Raw genomic sequence first — 22,680 nt, forward strand, 5'->3', positions numbered from 1 at the left:
ACGTTCCTATGTTATAATGGGTTTATTAAGAAAAGTGAGGTGTCGGTGATGACATTGCGTGTAATTTCTGGTCGTGCAGGTACGGGGAAATCCACATTCATTCAGAAGGAAATTGTCGACGATTTAAAGACAAATGCACTTGGCCATCCGATTTTTATTTTAGTACCAGACCAAATGACGTTTTCGACAGAGTATGAGCTGACGAATCATTACGAAATTGAAGGGCTGATGCGCGCGCAAGTCATGACATTTAAACGACTTGCTTGGTTTGTGCTGCAAAATGAGGGCGGTATTGCGCGTGAACGTATTGATAATACTGGCTATCGCATGCTATTACGCCGAATTTTAGAAGAACATCAAGAAGAATTTCTCCTCTTTAAGCAGGCCGCGGGAAAACGAGGCTTTACAAAAGAAGTCGAGCAAATTTTAAAGGAATTTAATCAGTACAATATTGATGTAGCTTCGATTCAACCACTCATAGAGGCATTGCGCTTAAATGGTGCGAGTGAAGTGCTGCTCCATAAAATGCATGATATCGAGATTATTTTACAGCAATTGCAGCTGCGCATTGGGGCTGAATATGTTGATGGCGACGGCTATTTTCCATTATTGCTAGAGCGTATCCCAAAGATGGAAAGTCTACGCGAGACACATGTTTACTTAGACGGCTTCGTGTCGTTTAATGGCCAGGAATTTTCCATTTTAAAAGAATTACTCCTCTATGCGAAGCGTGTCACATTAGTGCTGCCTATGGATGATCCGCAGGCTGAAAAGCTAGACGGTTCAACGTTTTATCGTGCGGCCATGACCTACGATAAAGTGAAGCATGAATTGGCCAAGCTACAATTTGAACGAGGGATTGTCATTGAAGAAGAGCCGCGCGTGCATTTTACAATCAATTACCGTAGCAATAACCGCGATTTACAGCAAATTGAACGCAGCTTTAATGAGCCGTTTGTGACACCTGTCGAAGCATTGGGGAATGCGCAAATTATCGAAGGAGTGAATCCGCGCGCAGAGGTGCAAGGTATTGCCCAGGAAATAAAGAAATTAATTGTCGAGCAAGGGCTGCGTTATAAGGATATCGGAATCATGTATCGACAAGCAGATGTCTATGATCCAATCATTGGTACGACATTTACACAATATGAAATTCCCTATTTCTCCAACGAAAAGCGTGCGATGCTGTACCATCCGCTCATTGAATTTAGTCGTTCCGTTTTAGAAATTATTACGTCGAATTGGAAATATGAGCCCGTATTTCGAAGTGTGAAAACCGACCTCTATTTTCCCTACAATGCGAATTTAGCAACGATGCGCGACCGTGCGGATATTTTAGAGAACTTTGTCATCGCCAAGGGGATTGTGCATGATCGTTGGTTCGATGACAAGGTTTGGCATTATCGCCGATTTAAATCATTAGAAAAAGTAAATGCGGTGCAAACAAAGGATGAGCAAGAGCACGAAGCACTATTAAAATCGGTACGTGATTTAATTGTTGAGCCGGTTGCAAACTTGCAGCGAAAGTTAAAGGGGAAGGTAACGGGTCGTGACATTGTTGTTGCCTTGTATGAGTTTATGGAAGCGCTTGATGTTTATAAAAAGCTAGTGAAAATGCAGGAGCAAGAGGAAAAAACGCATGCACTGCAAAAGTCACTGGAGCATGAGCAAGCATGGAACGGCTGGGTTCATATTTTGGAGCAATTTGATTTCATGTTTGGCGATAAGGAAATGATGCTAGAGGATGCTGCACAAATTTTAGATGAAGGCTTTGAATCCTTACAGTTTTCAAGTGTGCCACCAACACTTGATGAAGTAACGGTTTCGACATTAGAATTTGCCCGATTCGGTAATAAAAAGGCGATTTTCATTATTGGCGTCAACGATGGGGTCTATCCAATGCGTATGGATGAGGGGGGGCTTTTATCGGATGCAGAGCGTGAAGTATTTGAAAAGGCGGATATCGAGCTGGCCCCTGGGATTAAGAGCCGTCTGTTACAGGAGAGCTTTTTATTTTACCGCGCCATTGCTTCACCGACTGATTATTTATACATTACGTATGCGAGCGCGGATGAAGAAAGTAAAGGGAAGCTCCCATCGATTTATATCAATCGTTTGCATAAAATGTTCGAGGTAAAATCAGATGAAAAAACAGAACCAATCCGCACATTAAAACAGCGTCAAGTGGTGGCCGACCCACTGGATGAGCAATATGCGGAATATGTGCTGGATTATTTACGCCATCCATCCCCTGCGATTGGCTTTTTAATGACACAGCTCAAACAAGCACAATTTGAGCGTCGGGAAATTCCGGAACAATGGCAGGCGTTAAAGGTGTTTTATGAGCGGGAAGGCAAATGGCAGCATGTGCTCCATCGTGTATCCCAACCCCTTTATCAAACGAATGAAGCGCAAAGCCTGACAGAAGAAACTGCAACAAAGCTTTACGGCGAGAACTTTTTAGCGAGTGTGTCGCGCATTGAAACGTTTTATAGCTGTCCCTATTCGCATTTTGCCTCGTATGGCTTGAAATTACGAGAGCGTACGGAATTTAAGCTAGAATCCTTTGCGATGGGTGATTTATTCCATGAGGCGATTCGTACGATTTTATCCGAAAAGGAGCAAACGATTGTCCTTGATACGTATGTTGCCTGCTATAAAAAAGCGGATGACACGATTTCAAAGCTTGTTGATTATTTCTCCTATAATATTTTAAAAAGCAGCCATCGATTTGAGTATATTAAAACGAAGCTTGTAAAAATTGTGGCGCGTACCATTTATGCTTTAGTCAATCAAAGCGAGCTATCCAAATTTAAGGCGATTGCTCATGAGAAGCCATTTGGAAAACGCGATGACAAAAATACAGAACAAGGTGACCAACATCCATTAGATGCGTTGGAAATCGAGCTAGATGATCAACGGAAAATGTATGTGCGTGGCCAAATTGACCGAATAGACGCTTATAAGGATGCGCAAAATCTCTATTTACGTGTCATTGACTATAAATCAAGCGGGCGCAAATTGGATTTCAATGAAGTGTATAACGGGATTTCATTGCAGTTATTAACATATTTGGATGTTGCGATGCAAAACATCCCAATACTTGCGCAGGAAGGGAAGCTGATCAAGGATTTATCAGAGCTTGAAAATATTATTGTGCAAGCAGCGGGTATGTTTTATTTACATGTGCATAATCCACTTATTTCTACGGAGGATTATGAGCAGCTGGAGAAGGTAGAGAGCCTGCGCCAAGAAAAGTTCAAGCTAAGTGGCTATATGCTGAAGGATGCGGAAGTGGCTAATTTAATGGATACATCGCTTGAGCCGAGTAAGGCATCCATCATTGTTCCGGCGAAGTTTAAAAGTGGTGAGGAATTAGATTTTGATAGTCGATCCTCAAAAGTTATTGAACCTGATGAAATGAAAAACCTCCAGCAATTTGTCCACTATAAATTCCGTCAAGCCGGCAATGAAATATACAAAGGCAATACGGAAATTAAACCGTACAGCTTAGGGAGTCAAAAAGCGTGCACGTTCTGTAATTTTAAAGCGCTTTGCCAATTTGATGAAACGGAAACAGGCAATCACTTTAACGAGCTGAAAAAGCAAAAGGACGAAGAGGTATTCGATCATATGAAAAAGGTGGTGTGTGTACATGATGATTCCAACGAAGCCGAGTGATGTGCAATGGACCGATGTACAGTGGAAGGCGATATATGCAGAGGGGCATGATGTATTAGTATCTGCCGCAGCCGGTTCAGGGAAAACAGCGGTGTTAATTGAGCGTTTAATTCAAAAAATTTTAGCGCCAGAGGATAAACGAATCGATGTCGATGAATTACTCGTTGTCACCTTTACGAATGCATCGGCTGCTGAAATGCGCAATCGTATGGCGGAAGCGCTAGAAAAAGCATTGTCAAAGGACCCCAGTAATGCCTTTTTACGACGCCAGTTAAGTCTATTAAATAAGGCACAAATTTCAACGTTGCACTCATTTTGCTTGTCGATTTGTCGGGAGTATGCCTATACGATTGATTTAGATCCTGGCTTCCGACTGGCAAGCACCGAGGAAGCATCACTCTTACAGGATGATGTGTTAATGGACGTGCTAGAAAAGGCGTATCGGGGTGATATGGAGGCGTTGTTTTCAAAGGACGAGCTCTATACATTAGTTGATAGCTTTGCGTCAGATCGGAGTGACCAGGCGATTGAATTATTATTACAGGAAATGTATAAGGTGTCGCGCGTGCAGCCGAAACCCTATGAGTGGCTACGAGCGTTACCGGCGAAATACGATATCGACCCAGACGCAGCCATTGATACATTAGCCATTGCACAGGAAATTCGCCCATTTATCCTAGCCAGTTTACAAGAGGCAGCGAGTCGATTAGAAAAGGGCTTGCAAATTGTCTCAGTGGAGCCAGCGCTTGAAAAAAATAAAGCGCTTTTTGAGGGAGAATATACAGCGGTAAAGGCTGTTTATGAGGCGCTCCTGCAAGGCACATGGGAGCAGGCCTATGCCTTAATGCCAGCGATTGAATTTGGTCGTATTAAAGCAGCAACGAAAAAGGATACAGAGGAAGACCGAGCTAAGTATGCGGTAGCAAAGGCGCATCGTGATCAAGCCAAAGCGACGATTGCGGGGGTAAAGGAAACATTTTTCGCACGGCACCCGAAGCTATATGTGCAGGAAATGGCTGCGACAAAGCCGATTATAGAAACATTAGTGAAGCTTACAATTGAATATAGTGAGGCATTTAAAAAGGCCAAGCAAGAGCGTGGCTTACTTGATTTTTCAGATTTAGAGCATTATGCGTTGGAAATTTTATCTGCATCCAATCACGAGGTCACGCCACCACTCCCATCAGATGTGGCACTTGGCTACCAAAAACGCTTTAAAGAAGTGCTTGTGGACGAGTATCAAGATGTGAATTTTTTACAAGAAACCATTTTACAGCTTGTGAAAAGCGGTGATGAAGCGAGCGGGAATATGTTCATGGTCGGTGACGTGAAACAAAGCATCGTGCGCCCATAAGGGTATTGTATATTTCACCAATTGGCGGTGAATAAACTACAGAAACGGTTTATATATCAGCCGACTTATCTTGGCGGGAAACCAAAGAGGGAGTGTAGCATGTCGGTCAAAGTCATAAGTTAGCCTAAACGGAAAGGCTACGACTGAATGGCGAGATATAAAAGATTCATATGAGGAAGAAGGCTAAACTGCTTGAAGAACAGTCCGAGTGGGGTCATGTTGTAACCATCTAGGAAACCGTTTGAAACCTGGAATCTATTCTGTTCAGCGTATTAAATGCTTGCGTCTGAACATGGGAAAGTGTACTAGATTGATGCACAATCCTAGTTTCTGATTGACGAAAGAATAGACACACTTCAAGATTGAAGAAAAGGATGAACGTTCCTTCCGACAATGAATCGAGCCTGTATACAATATACTAAATGGGGATTACCTAAGTTGGAACGCCATTAGGCTATGTACAAAGGTACTGAATATCCGATATGGTAACGGAGCTCTCGTAGTAGTCAGAGATAGGGAAAGCCTATTACATGGCGAAGGGGAGCAGCTTATAACGTATAAACAATAAAGAAAGGAGCGAAATGCTCTATGCAAAGTTCAGAAATTGTTTTATACAATCTATCGAAACAAGCAATGAAGGACGGCTATGAATTTGACCGTCTATACAGACATTTATACAATGAAGATTTTTATATAAAAGCCTATACAAAGATATACAAAAACAAAGGTAGTGCAACAAAAGGTATCGACGAAGAAACGGCAGACGGGTTTGGTGAAGAAAAGATTCAAGCAATAATTGAATCTTTAAAAGATGAAAGCTATCAACCGAAACCAGTACGTCGTATTTATATCCCAAAGAAAAACGGTGATACAAGACCACTTGGTATCCCTACATTTACAGACCGTTTAGTTCAAGAAGTTTGTCGAATGCTTTTAGAATCAATTTATGAACCGAACTTTTCAAATCATTCTCATGGTTTTAGACCGAAAAGAAGTTGTCATACAGCATTAATCGAAATTAAGAAAACCTTCACGGGTGTTAACTGGTTCATTGAAGGCGATATAAAAGGATTTTTTGATAATATTAACCATCAAATACTCATTAATATTTTGCGTAAACGAATTAAAGATGAAAAGTTTATTCGTTTAATGTGGAAGTTCCTAAAAGCAGGGTTCGTTGAAGATTGGCGATTCCAGAAAACGTATAGTGGAACTCCGCAGGGCGGTATTATCAGTCCCTTACTCGCAAATATTTATCTGAATGAATTTGATGAATATGTTGAAAATGAATTAAAACTTTCATTTGATTTAGGTAAACCAAAGATAGGACGTAAACGAAATACGGAATATCGAAAATATGATATGCGTAACCAGCGTTTGCATAAAAAGATTAATGCAACAGAAGATGAAAACTTACGACAACAGATGATTGAAGAATACAAGGCAAATAAAAAAATACTTTTAAATTTACCGTACTATGACCCAAATGTTGAAACGTATAAAGCAATGAAATACGTGCGTTATGCGGATGATTTTATAATTGGTGTAAATGGTAGTAAAGAGGATTGTGAACGTTTAAAACAAACGATGAAAGAGTTCTTGAAAGACCGTTTGCAATTAGAATTATCGGAAGAAAAAACACTCATTACACATAGTACTAAGTTTGTAAAGTTTCTAAGCTACGACATTTCAATTAGCCATGATTTAAGTGTGGCAAAAGATAAAAACGGTGTAAAAAAACGTAAATATAGAGGATATGTACAATTACGAATTCCTAAAGGAACGATTGAAAAAGTAATTGTAAAAAATAAAATGGTCAAAGATATCGATGCAAATCAATGGGATATGTTGCATCGGCCAAGACTTGTCGGTTTATCTGATTTAGAAATCATCGAAACATATAACGCTGAACTACGAGGAATTTACAATTATTATGCTTTGGCAGAAAACGTAAGTCGAAAAATGTGGCAACTGCGTTATGTAATGGAATATAGCTGTCTGAAAACACTGGCGAATAAATACAAATCCACAGTATCAAAAATGAAGGTTAAGTTTAAGCAAGGCAAGTACTGGGGCGTAAAGTATGAAACAAAGCAAGGTGAAAGAATAGCTTACTTTTATAAAGATGGTTTTGAAAAAAAGAAAGAAATCTTCCAATCAGAAATGGACCAACTACCAAATTTGTATGTATATCAAGGCAGAAATGATTTAGAAAAACGACTTAGTGCAAAACAATGTGAATTATGCGGAGATAACCACCCAGATACAAAGTTCGAAATTCATCATGTGAATAAAATTAAGAATTTAAAGGGCAAAGAATACTGGGAATGGACAATGCTCGCAAAGCAACGTAAAACACTGGTTGTATGTATAAAATGTCATAAAGAAATTCATAAACAACGATAGATTTGTTATAAGTGGAGAGCCGTATACTCTGAGAGGAGTACGTACGGTTCGGGGAGGGGTTCTCCGGAAACCTGCTACAGCAATGTAGCAAGGCGCTGGGTTCCTACTCTACTACGCGTTTCGACTAGCAGAACCGCGCCTGTTTCTTGATAAATATAAGCGCTTTGAAACAGACCCAATCGACAACGGCATGAAAATTGATTTGAATGCTAACTTCCGAAGTCGTTCTGAAGTACTAGAAGGGACAAACTATGTCTTTGAGCAAATTATGGATGAGGAAGTCGGCGAAATCGACTATGATGAGCAAGCTAAGCTTAAGTTTGGGGCGAGCTATGATGCACAGCAGGTTCCGATTGAGCTCGTATTACTAGAAGGTGATTCCAAAACGCAAATGATTTCAAGTGAAGAGGACGATGCAGAGGAAGAAAGTATTAATGCTGCGCAACAGGAAGCACGATATATTATTGAACGTATTCGTGGATTTGTTGAAAATGGTGGACAAGTATACAACCCAAAAACGAAATCGATGCGTCCTGTTCAATATCGGGACATTGTTGTATTAATGCGCTCGCGTTCTTGGTATACAACATTTGCTGAGGAATTTAAAATGGCAGGCTTACCGTTATACGCCGAAACAGACGGGGGCTATTTTGAGTCACTTGAAGTGATGATTATGATTAATACACTCAAGGTAATCGACAATCCGTATCAGGATATTCCGCTCGCATCCGTGCTACGTGCGCCATTTATTGGTCTAACAGAAAATGAGCTCGCAGCGATTCGTTTAGTGAATGAAAAGGTACCATTTTATGATGCGCTAAAGCAATTCCGTGAACAGGAAAGTAGCGCGATGTCAAATGCAATGGCGCAAAAGCTCGATCAATTCTTTCGCTTGCATGAAAAATGGCGGAATTACTCGCGTCACGGGGCGTTAGCTGATTTAGTATGGCAGGTGTATTTAGATACGAATTATATGGAAATGGTCGGCGCCATGGCAAATGGTAAGCAGCGTCAGGCAAATTTACGTGCACTGCATGATCGCGCGTTAAGCTATGAAAAATCATCATTCCGCGGGCTATTCCGCTTCTTACGCTTTATCGATCGCATGCATTCGCGCGGCGATGATTTAGGCATTGCCAAATCAATTAGTGAGGCCGATGATGTTGTCACACTGCTAACGATTCATAAATCAAAAGGATTAGAATACCCCATCGTATTTGTAGCAGGGATGAGTAAAAACTTTAATACGAAAGATTTAGGCGCTCGTTATATTTTTGACCAAGACTTTGGCTTAGCGATTAAATCCGTAAATCCAGATTTAAATATTATTTCAACATCACTACCACATTTATATGTAAAGGAAAAGAAGCTTGCAAAACTAAAGGCTGAAGAAATGCGCATTTTATATGTGGCAATGACGCGTGCCAAAGAGCGTTTAATATTAGTTGGCTCCATTAAAGAATGGCAAAAGCAAAAGGAAGAATGGCAGTTTTATCAGGATTTACAGGAGAAGGTGCTGCCGAAATATGTGCGTTCAAAAGCGAATAATTATTTAAGTTGGGTTGGTCCGGCAGTTGCACGCCATGACGATTTCCTATTTGCCAATTACCGCTCGGAGAAAGCGACAAAAACTGAGAAATGGACCATCACAGTCGTGCCAAATAGCGATTATTTAGCAGCGAATGCATCGACAGAAGTCAATGAGAATCCTATAAAGCAAGTGGTGAATGAGGAATTGGTCACATTGCTAACGAATCGATTTTCTGCGGTCTACCCATACGAGCAGGCGGTAACGAAAAAATCAAAAACGTCTGTGTCAGAGCTGAAGCGTCTAGAAAGCTTGCAGCAAATGGAGGAAGAGCAGCTATACAATAGCGATGCCAAGCGTTATGTAAAAACAAATGTGCCAAGCTTCATGCTGAAAGGGAAAAAGAATGAACGAGAACTTTCTGCAACAGAAATTGGTACCGCGGTACACGCCGTGATGCAGCATATGCCTCAGCAAGGCTTTACAACACTTGAACAAGTAGAGAGCTTTATTCAGTCATTAGTCGAGCGTCAATTATTACAACAGCTTGAAGCAGAGGCCGTACAGCCGGAGAAGGTGCTTGCGTTTTTCCAAACAGAAATTGGGCAGCGCTTTACGCAGGCGACACAAATTTTACGTGAAATACCGTTCACACTTAGTTTAAAAGATCAAGATGGGGATGCACAAATTATTCAAGGGGTCATTGACTGCTTATTTGAGGATGCAAACGGCCAGTGGGTGTTGCTAGATTATAAAACTGATTTTATCGCCCCATCGATTTTAGACGATTTTGAGAAAGTTAAACAAAAAATGACAAAAGCCTACCAAATTCAATTAAACTATTATCAACATGCTGTGCAGGTCATTAAACGTATTGAAATAAACGAAAAATATTTATATTTGTATAGCATCGGTCAACAGTTGAAAATGGATTAGGAGGACAAGTTGTGGAGTTTCGCCCAGTAGATTCAAAGGAGCGTATTGCAACGCTTGACATACTTCGAGGGTTTAGTTTACTCGGTATTTTATTAGTAAATATGTTTGGGTTTTATTTACCGATGCCTCATATTGCAGACTTAAGTAATTGGTTTAGTGAAGCACAGGATATTATTTTGCAGCAGCTGTTAGATATTTATGTGCAAAGTAGCTTTTATCCGTTATTTTCAATGCTGTTCGGGTATGGTTTAGCAATGCAGTTTTTAAAGACTAAACAAACAGGGGCTAATTTTTATCGCTTTGCACCGAAGCGAATGGTTCTTTTATTTGTAGTGGGGATGCTCCATGCCATTTTGATTTGGTGGGGCGATATTTTAGCAACCTATGCATTTTGTGGCCTCTTTTTAATTGCATTGATGCGCCTACCAGCAAAATGGCTATTAACGCTTGCCGTTGTAGTAAATGGATTGTATCATGCTTTAATTTTAACGATGTACAAGGCCAGTGGTATGTTTTCGATGCCAACTGATAGTATTTCCGTAGGTATCGAAGCTATCCAAAGCGCCATTGCGGCTTATGGTGTCGGTACGTGGTCTGATGCATTTGCACAACGCTTAGTTGATTTATCGATTCAAATGAGCCCGTTTATGTGGATTTCATCGCTGTTTACGATTTTACCGTATATGTTAATCGGTGCAGCACTCGCGAAATGGCGATTAATTGAACGTGCGAAGGAAAAATTAATCATCTGGTTTGTACTCGCGATTGTTGGAATAGGTGTTGGTATTTATGTAAAAAGTTTGCCGATTGCAGGTGCGCAAACATTTGGAAATGAATATTTACAAGTGTATATTGGTGGCCCTATTTTAGGATTAGGCTATATTGCTGTTGTGACCTTGCTCACGCAGCTACCTGTTATGGCCAAGCTGTTAACACCCGTTGCAAAGGCAGGGCGTATGTCGATGACGCTTTATATTATGCAGTCCGTCGTATGTACCGCACTATTTTATCATTGGGGCTTCAGCCTATACGGTGAGGTTGACGTGCAAATGGGGATTTATATCGCACTCGCGATTTATGTCAGTCAATTGCTCATCGCGGAGCTGTATTTTACGAAATTTAAGCAAGGACCACTTGAGGCAGCGATGAAGCGATTCACCTATGGAAAGAAGATTTCAGAAAAGTGAGGTAATTCCGAGCGATTTGATGTATGATGTAAAAAAACATGAAGGAGAACTCCGCGTTATGAAATTGTTATCGTTTAAAGTAAATGAACAAGTAAAGTTTGGCCCAAAAGTGAAAAAAGAAGAGGCAGTTTGGGATGTTGTTGAAATTCAAAAACAGCTAAACGTACTAAAAGCCTTCCCTGAAACGATTATTGATGGTATTGCATTAGGCTATGAATTTGTTGAGCAAGTTCGTAAGTTAGTAGATGCCGCACAACAACAGGAAAATAGTGCGCAATATAAATTAGCGTATTCAAATATTGAATGGTTATCACCTATTCCTCGCACGCCTAAAAATATTTTATGCGTAGGGAAAAACTACAACGATCATGCAGTTGAAATGGGTGCCGACAAAGCACCAGAGGATATTATGATTTTCACAAAATCTCCAACAGCCATCGCAGCAGATGAGGCAACATTACCGGTACATGCAGATGTAACGACTTCACTTGACTATGAAGGGGAGTTGGCGATTGTAATTGGGAAGCGCGGTAAAAATATTGCAAAAGGAATGGCGATTGACTATGTATTTGGTTATACAATTGCCAATGACGTTACAGCACGTGACCTTCAGCAAAAGCATAAACAGTTCTTCTTAGGAAAAAGCTTAGATGGTAGCTGTCCGATGGGGCCATATTTAGTAACAAAGGACGAAATTCCAGACCCACATGCGCTTTCAATCGTGACGAAAGTGAATGGGGAAGTGCGTCAAAATGGTTCGACAAAAGATATGATGTTTACGGTATCGGATATTATTGCGATCCTTTCAAAATATGTAACGCTTGAACCAGGAGATGTCATTTTAACAGGTACGCCAGCTGGAGTAGGTAAGGGCATGAACCCACCACAATTTTTAAAAGCAGGCGACGAAGTGAAAGTTGCAATCGAAGGAATTGGTACTTTAGCAAACCGCTTCGCCTAGTAGTGAAAAAAATCTATGACAGAGCACTTGAAATTAATCGAATTCATTGAATCTATACGAGCTCTCATGGTAGGATAGCACATGTAGAGAAAAATAGAAGAGGTGGAAAATCATGAGTTTTTTATCAAGCACAACGCATTTACACATCACCACTTGGGTAATCGCATTAGTTTTATTCTTCATCGCGGCATTAGCTAGCAAAAAGTTAACAGGTGTACATATGGCATTACGTGCGATGTACATTTTAGTCATTATTACAGGTGGCGCATTATTCTTAGAATGGCGCGACAAAATTGCTGAAAGCGGCATGAACTATGATATGAAGGTATTATTCGGGATTTTAGTAATCGGCTTCATGGAAATGGTTTTAGTACGTAAAGGTAAAGGCAAGCCTGTTAATGTATTTTGGATTTTATTTGCGGTTGTTCTATTAGTAACATTATACCTAGGGTTAAGCATGGGTATCGGCATTAATTTCTAATATTAAAATAAAGCCACTTTAGTGAATGTGCTAAAGTGGTTTTTTCTTTGAATACACATTTTTGTCACTTATTTGTTTGATTTACTATTAATAACTACTGTTTCCGTAGCTTGTCATAGGTCTTTTTTGGTAAAATGACGATGGACTGTATGTGAAGGAGAGGAAAAAGTTGAAGCTGAAAAAGTGGTTAAGTGCATTAACTGCGGGTGTGTTGCTTTCGACAACTTTTGCATTTGCTAGTAGCGCAAGTGCCGAAGATAAAGCAAAGACGATAGCAGATGAGAGTATATACGATTTATTAGTAGACCGTTTCTTTAATGGGACAGGGAAAAATGATGATGAACAAGTGAATGCAAAAGATCCAGAGATGTTTGCAGGTGGGGACTTCGATGGACTTGTAAAAAAAGTAGATTATATCTCTAAGATGGGTTATACGATTGTATCAGTAGGCTCGGTATTGGAGACAGAAAAATACGATGGCTCGATGGTGACGAGCTATACTGCATTAGAGCCGCATTTTGGGACAGAAGAAGAATTCCAACATATGCTGAATACATATCAAAATAAGAAGATTAAAATAATGGTTGATTTCCCGCTTTCGAATGTCAGTCCGAATCATGAATGGGCTGCGGAACCTGGGTTTGTTGCAAGTACGAATGACGGTAAAATTCAATGGGATTTAACGAATACCGCAGTACAAGACAAATTAATCGAAAGTGCGTCCCAGTTTGTATCAAAGTTTGGGGTTAATGGGGTGCGCTTAACGAATATCGAATCGGCGGATACAGCTTTTTTAAATCGCATGATTGCTGCTTTAAAGGCGGAAAATGAAGAAATCTATGTCATCACAAATAGCGAAAGTGATGCAAGCTTTGATGCAAAATTTTATGCGGATACAGCAAGCCTATTTACCAACGCCTTAAAAAATGTTGATTTAGATACAGCGACATTGGAAGCACATATCGATGAAGCCGCTGCTGGTACGCCCGTGCTTTCTATGACTGATACAATTTGGTCTGATCGCTTTACGCTATCGTCAACAGAAGAAGGTATGTATCAACCGACACGTAGTAAAATGTCTATTGCCAGTACCTTATTATTACCGGGTGTTCCTGTTGTGACATACGGTTCTGAAATCGCGATGAATGGTGCAGCTGGCGCGGAAGCACATCAGTATTATAATTTTAAAACGGATTCAGAATTAATGGATTATATCGGTAATTTAAATTCATTGCTCAATGATTCAGACACATTACGCGCAGGCGAATTTAAATGGATTGAAAATGATAATGGCTACATGGTATTTGAGCGGAAATCGGATACAGAACATTGGATTGTTGTCATTAATAATAGTAGTAAAACGAAGCGCGTGCACCTTCCTGTTGCAGACATCGGGGAAGGAAAAGAAATTCGCGGAATGTTCGATAGCGAAATTATTCGCGCTAATAAAGATGGCAACTACACAATCATTTTAGATCGTGAAATGGTTGAGGTGTATCAAGTGATCGATGAACGCGGCATTAATATGTCCTATATTGTTGCACTTAGTTTAGTGGTCATTATTTATACAATCTTTATGGTATTAGTGATGAAGCGCGGGAAAAAACGCCGCGCAGAACAAGTAAATAAAGCATAAAAAAAGGGAGCAGCTGATTGTAATTGGCTGCTCCCTTTCCTATTATAGTTTTAAACGATCTTTCAAAATTTTCGCGATACCATCTTCATTATTCGATAAAGTAATTTCGTTGGCGATATTTTTAAGTTCTGAAATCCCATTATTCATCGCCACGCCCACACCGGCATATTCAATCATTTCTAAATCATTGTCCTCATCACCAAAGGCAATAATACGGTCGCGTGGAATGCCCATTTCTTTGGCAATATGGTCAATGCCGACTGCTTTACTTAAGCCTTTACGCACGATTTCGATAATTGGAAATGGCGCGCCCCAGCGACGATGCTCGATTAATTCGGCATGGACATCTTGTAAATGTTGACGAATGATCGGAGTATTCACATCATCGGCATGGACTAGTAAGCTCGTAGGATTTTGTAGTAAAGTATGCGTTAAATTTCCATGTAAAATATTAGGACTTCCCATATGGAACATTTCGAGCATGCCTTCATCTTCGCGGTGAATGTATACATCATCCATCACTTCTGCTATTAGATTATCATACTCATATTTGTGTACGGATTCGACAACGTCATGAACAACGCGCAGATCGACAGTCGTATGAATGGTTTTCCACATTGGATTTTTAGGGTGGTGGATTAATGCCCCGTTAAAGTTGACAATCGGTGTTGTTAATCCGAGTTCATTATAGTAAAGCTGGCTTGCGCGGTAGGGACGTCCTGTTGCGATCATCACTTGGTGACCAGCTTGTTTTGCTTTTAGCAATGTATCTTTTGTTAAGGCTGAGATGACCTTTTCGTCCGTTAACAATGTGCCATCTAAGTCCAAAACGATTAAATGTTCTTTCATAAAGGTAAAGCCTCCTTTTGCGTGGGTTAATTGTAACGATAAAAAGGATGTTCGTCAAAGTTTTGAAACAAAGGGAAAGTTTTGATAATGTAAGTAGTGAGGTGAAAACATGATTGTAAAACGTGAGCTATGGAGCGATATTCCATTATTACATGTCTATAATGAAGATCTAAATGAGCAATCGCCCGTCGTAATTTTTTTACATGGGTTTTTAAGTGCAAAGGAGCATAACTTGCACTACGCCTATCAGCTTGTGCAACAAGGAGTTCGTGTTATTTTACCAGATGCTTTTTTACATGGTGAGCGTGCAGAAACAGCTTCGGAACAAATGATGAACGCGCATTTTTGGAACATTGTTTTAAAATCTGTGAAAGAAGTACATATTGTTTATGAGCAGCTCAAGGCAAAAAATTATGTAGCGAGCGGTAAAATTGGCATCGCCGGAACATCGATGGGTGGTATTGTGACATCGGGCTGTTTAGCGGTATATCCTTGGGTGCAAGCTGCCGGTATTTGTATGGGAACGACAAGCTTTACAAAATTAGCACTGTATCAAGTGGAAGACATGGTACAGCGTGAAATTGATTTCCCGATGTCACAGCAAGAACAGACAGATTTATTGGCGCTACTCAGTCAATTTAATATGGAAGATCATAGCGCAATGTGGCGTAATAAGCCGATTATTTTCTGGCATGGTATGCGCGATACCGTTGTGCCTTATCAAATGAGCCGTGACTTTTATGATGGGCTATCGGATGAGCTGCGAACATCGATCACTTATTTATCAGAAGAGAAGGCTGGTCACGCAGTTTCGCGGGCTGGTGTATTGCAAGTGACGCAATTTATTGCACAACGTTTGGCATAAAACCTAAGTTCTGATAAGATAAACGTTAACACCATTTCGAAAGGGGAAACACAAAATGGCGATTGATCAAGATATGAAAGACAGCATGCTAGGTGCTTTAGAAAATGTTATTGATCCTGAGTTAGGTATTGATATTGTAAACTTAGGTTTAGTATATGATGTCGATTTATCAGATGAAGGTTTAGCGACGGTTACGATGACCCTAACATCAATGGGTTGCCCATTAGGTCCTGTTATTGTGGATCAGGTAAACACAGCGTTAAGTGAGCTTCCTGAAGTTAAGGAAGTAAAGGTTGATATCGTATGGCAGCCTGCATGGTCTAAAGATAATATGTCACGCTACGCAAAAATGGCATTAGGAATTCGCTAATGAATAAGACCTCGATTTTTCTATTTTATAATAGAAGAAATCGTGGTCTTTTTTTAATCGATACGACAAACGGTAAGCGGGCAGTCCTCACATTCGATTTTGTGTTTTAAAAACGATAAATCACGAATCGTCATATAGCCCTTTTCAATATCGAGCACTTGCTGCTTGCGTAATTCACTGAGCATTCGATTGATCATTTCTCGGCTAGTCGCACACAAATTGGCAAGATCGGTATTCGTTAAAGCAAGTTGGATGGTCACTTCATTGGGTGAGTGAAACTGACCGTACGTATTAGCTAAACGAATAAGTGTGGAATAAAGTGCGCCTTTTTTGCCGTGTAATACTAAATCACGTAAACGGCTTTGATCTTTCATATGCTCGATTTGGAGCCATTTTAAATAGTCGGTCATGATTGGTGGTTCCGTATGCAAGTAGTTTTCGAATCGTTCGCGTGATAGCGCATATAGTTCGGTATTCATCAGGGCTTTAGCGGTAGTCGTATGAAAGGTACTGCAGCAAAAAACAGCCGTTTCGCCAAGTAAACGATGCTCGCCACAAATCCGAATGGCTAGCTCTTTTCCGCTTTCCGTTTCTTTGCTAATTTGCATCTTGCCCTTTTTTATAAGGTAAAGTTGGTCGGCAAGGCTACCTTCTTGAAAAAGAGGCATCCCCTTTTCTATTTTTAATAGTATGCCTTTCGTTTGAAAGAAAGTCGTGATCGTTATAGGTAATGTAGTAGTTGATTCGATTGTCCTCACACCTTTTTAGGGAATACTAATTTACATATAATATCCAATTTATCGTAACATATAAATGGAAAATTATTGTTGAACATTGAGTGTATTTATTTGATGTTTGACTAACTTTGACCTATAATAAAATTAGTCAATAAAGGTCAAACTTTTAAAGGGGTGCAGTTTATGCAATTTAATCAAACACAAGACAATCGCCCACCATTAGAGCAATTTGGGCGCAACTTAATCGAACAAGTGAAAAACGGCAAAATGGATCCAGTCATTGGTCGTGATGAAGAAATTCGGAATGTGATTCGTATTTTATCCCGCAAAACAAAAAATAATCCGGTATTAATTGGGGAGCCAGGTGTTGGTAAAACGGCCATTGTCGAAGGATTGGCACAGCGAATTGTACGTCGTGATGTTCCGGAAGGCTTAAAGGATGCCGAGCTCTATGAATTAGATATGAGTGCGTTAATTGCTGGGGCATCGTACAGAGGACAATTCGAGGAACGATTAAAAGCTGTATTAAAGCAAGTGAAGGAATCGGAGGGCCGTATTATTTTATTCATCGATGAAATTCATACAATCGTTGGTGCAGGCAAAACAGATGGCGCGATGGATGCTGGCAATATGTTAAAGCCAATGCTGGCACGTGGTGAATTGCATTGTATCGGTGCGACAACGCTAGATGAATACCGCATGTATATTGAAAAGGACCCAGCACTGGAGCGTCGTTTCCAGCAAGTGCTTGTACGTGAGCCTTCGATTGAAGATACGGTGTCGATTTTACGGGGTATTAAAGACCGTTTCGAGGAGCATCACCGTGGTGTGCGTATTCATGACCGTGCGATTATCGCGGCAGCACAATTAGCAGATCGTTATATTACGGACCGCTTCTTACCAGATAAAGCGATTGATTTAGTCGATGAAGCCTGTGCCATGATTCGGATTGAAATTGATTCTATGCCGCAGGAGCTTGACCAATCGATGCGTCGTTTAACACAATTAAAAATTGAACAGCAAGCATTGAAAAAAGAAAAAGACGATGCAAGTAAAAAACGTCTTGAAGTGTTATCGGGTGAAATTGATCAGCTAGAAACAACGATGAAAGCTATGAAAGAGCAATGGGAGCTAGAGAAAAATGGCTTGCAAATTGTGCGTGATAAAAAAGATGAGCTGAAAAAATTAGAAGCAGAGCGTGATGACCTTTATCTATCTGGTAGTAACTTTGCACGGGCTTCGGAGCTACAATATAGTAAAATTCCAAAACTCGAACAAGAGGTTGCACAGCTGGAGGCACAGTTGAAGGAAACGGAAGATAATCGTATGCTGCGTGAGGAAGTAACGGAAGAAGAAATCGCCAAAATTATTTCACGTTGGACAGGTATTCCCGTAACGAAATTAGTAGAAGGGGAACGTGAAAAATTATTGCGTTTGAAGGATACATTGCATGAGCGTGTCGTTGGTCAAGAAGCGGCCGTAACTTATGTAACTGAAGCAGTATGGCGCGCGCGTTCGGGCATTAAAGACCCAAACAAACCAATTGGTAGCTTCTTATTCTTAGGACCGACTGGTGTAGGGAAAACGGAATTAGCAAAAGCGTTGGCCGAGCAGTTATTTGATTCAGAAGAGCATTTCATTCGTATTGATATGAGTGAATATATGGAGAAACATTCCGTATCGCGCTTAGTCGGCGCACCCCCTGGCTATATTGGCTACGAAGAGGGTGGGCAATTAACAGAGGCCGTTCGTCGTAATCCGTATTCAGTTGTCCTATTAGACGAAATCGAAAAAGCACACCCAGATGTAGCAAATATTTTACTGCAAGTGCTAGATGATGGGCGCATTACCGATAGCCAGGGTCGTATGGTGAACTTTACGAATACTGTCATTATTTTAACATCTAATATCGGTTCGCAATATTTATTAGAGCAAACGGAAGAATCTGAAGAGCTTGTGCAAATTGCGTTACGTCAGCACTTCAAGCCAGAGCTATTAAACCGTATGGACGATATTATTATGTTCCATGCGTTAACAGACGAGCACTTCCATGCCATCGCTTGGAAATATGTGCATCAATTACAAGCGCGTGTGGCCGATCAGGAAATTACGCTAACAGTAGATGATGCTGTAGTTGATTGGGTTGTCAAACACGGCATTGATCCGCAATTTGGTGCACGCCCATTAAAACGCTTTGTGCAACGCCATTTAGAAACAGTAGTGGCACGAGAATTGTTGAAGGGTGAGGTTGTTGCGGGAGGCTCGTTGGCACTAATGCTAGAAAATGAGGCATTGGTTATTCGAAAAGCATAGAGGGAATAGGGTTTTCTAAGGAAATGAACGCCACCCCGATTAGTGGCAAGAGCTATTAATCGGGGCACATCTCTGAAAGATAGGGGTGGTGTGTGTTGTGCAGGGAAAATATGTGCGACTATTGGATTTTATGTGTGAATACCTAAAAATACCCATTATTTTCAAACGAAACGGCATGTTATCCACAATTTATGGTGATGACATGCCGTTTTTTGCAGGTATGTAATTTAGAGACGAAAAGAAAATATCTTAAACAGTGGCTTCTTAATTAGCCTTCCCCATCATTTCTCTTCTTCTAGCCAATATTGGTGGGAAATCTTCTTAATAGGATTCTAACATGATTGCATCTTCCCTTCGTATTTCCGCGTGCATTTCTTGTTGTAGCTGTTCGGACATTTTCTTTGGGAGTCTCAATAAGTAATCAACAAAATATAGCAATGCGCTCATTTCTTTACGGTTGATATTTTTCAAGCACCAAACTTCTCGTAATAAAGCTCGTTTGTAGCTGCTTCGAAGACTCATTTTTTTATTCGAGCGATTCATGTAATTTGAGCATAAGCAATTAATTCGAAAATTTCAATATCCGTATTATGCTACGAATTAGAGAAAGAGAAGATTTGCTACTATCATGATAGGCGAATCGTTTATTTCTCAACGATATCGCGTTCAAACTGTTTTTTTGGAATCCGATAAAATTTGCACAACCGCTCCTCCCAATTGTTCTTTGCGAGTGAATCCGTGAAATAAAATTTTTTATGAGTTACATAATTCCAAAAATCACTTTAAAGTTTTTATATACCAAGCATCCATTGTTGAATGCTCAGAACCTGGGAGGGGACTGTTTAATAAGTCAGAGCCAAATTTTTCATAGAGCACACAGGCGGTTTTTAGGTCGTGCATCGTTTCTAAATAGCAATGATTATAGTGCTTTTTTGCATACATTAGGGCGGTTTCGATTAATTTTTTGCCTAAACCTAATCCCTTAGTACGGTCATTCAAATACAATTTTTGAAGCTCGCAAATATGATTGGCCTCATCGAAAGGCGCAATGCCAATGCCACCAACTACGTCACCATCCATATCGAAGACCCAATACTTGGCATGCTCTAAATTACTGTAATAACCATATAAATTGCCTAAGTGAGGGTCAAAATAAGCTGTACCTGGAATATTTAAGCCTAATTTTTCTAGTGAATTTTGGATGACTTTCTGAATTGCTTGATTATCGGTTGCTCTAATTTCACGAATTTCCATGTCATTTGCTCCTTTGATAGTGGACAAAATCCACAATTAATTATTGGGTATATGTTAAACTTGTTTGTGGACTTAGTCAACAAAATTTGTGGAGGGTGATACGATGAAAAATACATCAATCGAAAATATAAGAAGCTTCAACCGTTTCTATACGAAGCATCTCGGGCTCTTTAATAAAGAAATCCTAAATACCTCGTGTACATTAACAGAATCACGAATTTTATATGAAATAAACGAGCGGAAAAATGGTATCGCAAATGAGATTGCCAATGATTTGAATATAGATAGAAGTTATATGAGTCGAATCCTTACTAAATTTATAAAAAGTGGGTGGCTTATAAAAACGGCATCTTCTAGTGATTCTAGAAGGCAAATTCTTACGTTAACTGTAAAAGGTCAGGAAATATTAGATGAAGTTAATAAGCAGTCTGATAATCAAATTCAAGAGCTTTTGAGCGACTTAAGTAAGGAAGATATCGCATTGATTGAAAAATCTATGCAAATCATTCAAGACAAGATGGGAAGAAACTTAAAATTAAGGGATCAATAAGGAATGCTGTTTGTAGGGGGAATTAACATAATAAACGGCAATAAAAAATAACAAGGGGCTGTCCGGTAATGAATACTGGACAGCCCCTTATTACAATTAGTGATGTTCTGCTTCTGCGTCTGGAGTAGATTCGTTTGGAATTACTGCAGCGATGATCAGTACTAATACGCTGAATACTAAAGAAACAATTACGCCATTCATAAAGTTAAAGTCTACACCTAAAACTGAGCTTACTACGTAGTTTAACATTGAAATTAATAAGAATGACCAAAAGAATGTAACGATATATTGCATTAAATTCACCTCATTGAACTTATTTAAAACGTTTTTATGAAATTACATCCTCAACATCATACCATAATTCAATATAAAAATAAAAGAGGGAATGCAACATTTAATGAAGTTGTCAAAATATTTTACACCATATTCGTTCTGCGAAAAAACATGAAAAAACGAGTGCAAACTATTTTAGAAAGAGCATTCTAAAAAAGCAATCTCAAGATTAGAAAATAGTATATGCTCCATAATAAAAAATCAACAGTTGAGTTTCTGTTTATTATCATCTATAATTAGCACCAACTACTAATAATTAGTGATGGGTTACAAGGGATTTTTTACAAAGGGGGCGTTTGAATGAACGCAGGGATTATCGGGATTAGTAAATATATTCCGCCAAAAAGTGTAAGTAATGTAGAGTTTGAAAAAAAGTTAGATACATCGGATGAATGGATTCGTACACGAACAGGTATTGAGAATCGATTTATCGCGGAGACTGAGGAAACATCAGATATGGCATTTCAAGCAGCAGAAAAAGCGCTAGCAAATGCTAATATACAGGCAAATCAAGTCGGTATGATTATTGTTGCAACCGTTACGCAAGATCAAAACTTTCCAAGCGTTGCGTGCCAAATACAAGAGCGTTTAGGAATTTCAGGTTGCGCGGCATTAGATATTTCAGCAGCATGTTCAGGCTTTATCTATGCGACGACGATTGCCAAGCAGTTTATTGAGAGTAATAGCTATGATTATGTATTAGTAGTAGGTGTTGAGAAATTATCAAAAATTGTTGATTGGGACGACCGAAATACAGCAGTATTATTTGGAGATGGTGCAAGTGCAGCCGTTATTGGTAAAGTTTCAGAAGGACGAGGCATTTTGTCATTTGAGCTTGGTGCAGATGGAACAGGTGGTAAGCATTTGTTTTTAGACCAAGAATCACATATTAACATGAATGGTCGTGAAGTATTTAAGTTTGCGGTGCGTCAAATGGGAGAATCGGCCATCAGTGTGCTAGAAAAGGCCGGTTTAACAAAAGATGATGTCGACTACTTAGTGCCACATCAGGCAAATATTCGCATTATGGAATCTGCACGTGAGCGCCTTGGCTTACCTGAAGAAAAAATGTCGAAAACGATTCATAAATATGGCAATACATCCGCAGCCTCGATTGGCATTTCAATTGTCGATGATCTGGAGGCAGGAAAGATTAAAGACGACGATATTGTTGTTTTAGTAGGCTTTGGTGGCGGGTTAACTTGGGGTGCGCTCGCTGTAAAATGGGGAAAATAAAAT

15 protein-coding genes and 2 pseudogenes are annotated in these 22,680 nt (G+C 39.8%); 13 read left to right on the forward strand and 4 right to left on the reverse strand.

Annotated features, from left to right (window positions below):
* Nucleotides 1-48: 48 nt before the first annotated feature.
* The 8 genes and pseudogenes from addB (at nt 49) to MKX47_RS03470 (ending at nt 14,170) form a co-directional block, all read left to right on the forward strand.
* The gene (addB, locus tag MKX47_RS03435; protein ID WP_340771144.1) at nt 49-3,681 is read left to right on the forward strand and encodes a helicase-exonuclease AddAB subunit AddB; all 3,633 of its coding nucleotides are present in this window, start codon (nt 49-51) and stop codon (nt 3,679-3,681) included.
* Nucleotides 3,656-5,029: pseudogene (locus tag MKX47_RS03440) on the forward strand (UvrD-helicase domain-containing protein); the annotation flags it as partial. The gene addB and the pseudogene MKX47_RS03440, both read left to right, overlap by 26 nt.
* 594 nt (nt 5,030-5,623) lie before the next feature.
* Complete coding sequence (gene ltrA, locus MKX47_RS03445) at nt 5,624-7,441, forward strand: group II intron reverse transcriptase/maturase (RefSeq protein WP_340771148.1); 1,818 nt, start codon at nt 5,624-5,626, stop codon at nt 7,439-7,441.
* Nucleotides 7,442-7,565: 124 nt separating this feature from the next.
* Nucleotides 7,566-9,905: pseudogene (gene addA / locus MKX47_RS03450) on the forward strand (helicase-exonuclease AddAB subunit AddA); the annotation flags it as partial.
* Nucleotides 9,906-9,916: 11 nt separating this feature from the next.
* The gene (locus tag MKX47_RS03455; protein ID WP_340771150.1) at nt 9,917-11,092 is read left to right on the forward strand and encodes a DUF418 domain-containing protein; all 1,176 of its coding nucleotides are present in this window, start codon (nt 9,917-9,919) and stop codon (nt 11,090-11,092) included.
* 58 nt (nt 11,093-11,150) lie between these two features.
* Nucleotides 11,151-12,053, forward strand: coding sequence for a fumarylacetoacetate hydrolase family protein (locus MKX47_RS03460; protein WP_340771152.1), 903 nt, complete (start codon nt 11,151-11,153; stop codon nt 12,051-12,053).
* A gap of 112 nt (nt 12,054-12,165) precedes the next feature.
* Nucleotides 12,166-12,534 (forward strand): YisL family protein, encoded by a 369-nt coding sequence (locus tag MKX47_RS03465; protein WP_340771154.1) that lies wholly within the window; start codon nt 12,166-12,168, stop codon nt 12,532-12,534.
* 169 nt (nt 12,535-12,703) lie between these two features.
* On the forward strand, nt 12,704-14,170 hold the full coding sequence (locus MKX47_RS03470) for an alpha-amylase family glycosyl hydrolase (protein ID WP_340771156.1): 1,467 nt from the start codon (nt 12,704-12,706) through the stop codon (nt 14,168-14,170).
* Nucleotides 14,171-14,212: 42 nt separating this feature from the next.
* Here the strand turns inward: MKX47_RS03470 and MKX47_RS03475 are convergent, their stop codons facing one another.
* Nucleotides 14,213-15,019 (reverse strand): Cof-type HAD-IIB family hydrolase, encoded by an 807-nt coding sequence (locus MKX47_RS03475; protein ID WP_340771158.1) that lies wholly within the window; start codon nt 15,017-15,019, stop codon nt 14,213-14,215.
* A gap of 109 nt (nt 15,020-15,128) precedes the next feature.
* Here MKX47_RS03475 and MKX47_RS03480 point away from each other — a divergent pair, with 109 nt between their 5' ends.
* Together MKX47_RS03480 and MKX47_RS03485 are read left to right on the forward strand one after the other, a co-directional pair.
* Complete coding sequence (locus MKX47_RS03480; RefSeq protein ID WP_340771160.1) at nt 15,129-15,884, forward strand: prolyl oligopeptidase family serine peptidase; 756 nt, start codon at nt 15,129-15,131, stop codon at nt 15,882-15,884.
* 61 nt (nt 15,885-15,945) lie between these two features.
* The gene (locus tag MKX47_RS03485; protein ID WP_340777703.1) at nt 15,946-16,254 is read left to right on the forward strand and encodes a metal-sulfur cluster assembly factor; all 309 of its coding nucleotides are present in this window, start codon (nt 15,946-15,948) and stop codon (nt 16,252-16,254) included.
* 53 nt (nt 16,255-16,307) lie between these two features.
* Here MKX47_RS03485 and MKX47_RS03490 read toward each other — a convergent pair whose 3' ends face one another.
* The gene (locus MKX47_RS03490; RefSeq protein WP_340771163.1) at nt 16,308-17,012 is read right to left on the reverse strand and encodes a Crp/Fnr family transcriptional regulator; all 705 of its coding nucleotides are present in this window, start codon (nt 17,010-17,012) and stop codon (nt 16,308-16,310) included.
* A 162-nt stretch (nt 17,013-17,174) separates the two neighbouring features.
* Here MKX47_RS03490 and MKX47_RS03495 point away from each other — a divergent pair, with 162 nt between their 5' ends.
* Nucleotides 17,175-19,304, forward strand: coding sequence for an ATP-dependent Clp protease ATP-binding subunit (locus MKX47_RS03495; RefSeq protein WP_340771165.1), 2,130 nt, complete (start codon nt 17,175-17,177; stop codon nt 19,302-19,304).
* A 777-nt stretch (nt 19,305-20,081) separates the two neighbouring features.
* Here MKX47_RS03495 and MKX47_RS03500 read toward each other — a convergent pair.
* Entirely contained in the window at nt 20,082-20,558 is a 477-nt protein-coding gene (locus MKX47_RS03500; protein ID WP_340771167.1) for a GNAT family N-acetyltransferase, read from the reverse strand.
* A gap of 103 nt (nt 20,559-20,661) precedes the next feature.
* On the opposite strand from MKX47_RS03500, the gene MKX47_RS03505 reads away from it, so the two are divergent.
* Nucleotides 20,662-21,108: a MarR family winged helix-turn-helix transcriptional regulator gene (locus MKX47_RS03505; protein WP_340771169.1), complete on the forward strand. Its 447-nt coding sequence runs from the start codon at nt 20,662-20,664 to the stop codon at nt 21,106-21,108.
* Nucleotides 21,109-21,204: 96 nt separating this feature from the next.
* Here MKX47_RS03505 and MKX47_RS03510 read toward each other — a convergent pair whose 3' ends face one another.
* Nucleotides 21,205-21,402, reverse strand: coding sequence for a YjzD family protein (locus tag MKX47_RS03510; protein ID WP_340771171.1), 198 nt, complete (start codon nt 21,400-21,402; stop codon nt 21,205-21,207).
* A gap of 339 nt (nt 21,403-21,741) precedes the next feature.
* Here MKX47_RS03510 and MKX47_RS03515 point away from each other — a divergent pair, with 339 nt between their 5' ends.
* Nucleotides 21,742-22,677 carry a beta-ketoacyl-ACP synthase III gene (locus MKX47_RS03515; protein ID WP_340771174.1) on the forward strand — a complete coding sequence of 312 codons (936 nt, stop codon included), beginning with the start codon at nt 21,742-21,744 and terminating at the stop codon, nt 22,675-22,677.
* Nucleotides 22,678-22,680 lie beyond the last annotated feature (3 nt).

Origin of the sequence: Solibacillus sp. FSL R7-0668 (assembly GCF_038006205.1) — a bacterium.
Taxonomy (GTDB): domain Bacteria; phylum Bacillota; class Bacilli; order Bacillales_A; family Planococcaceae; genus Solibacillus.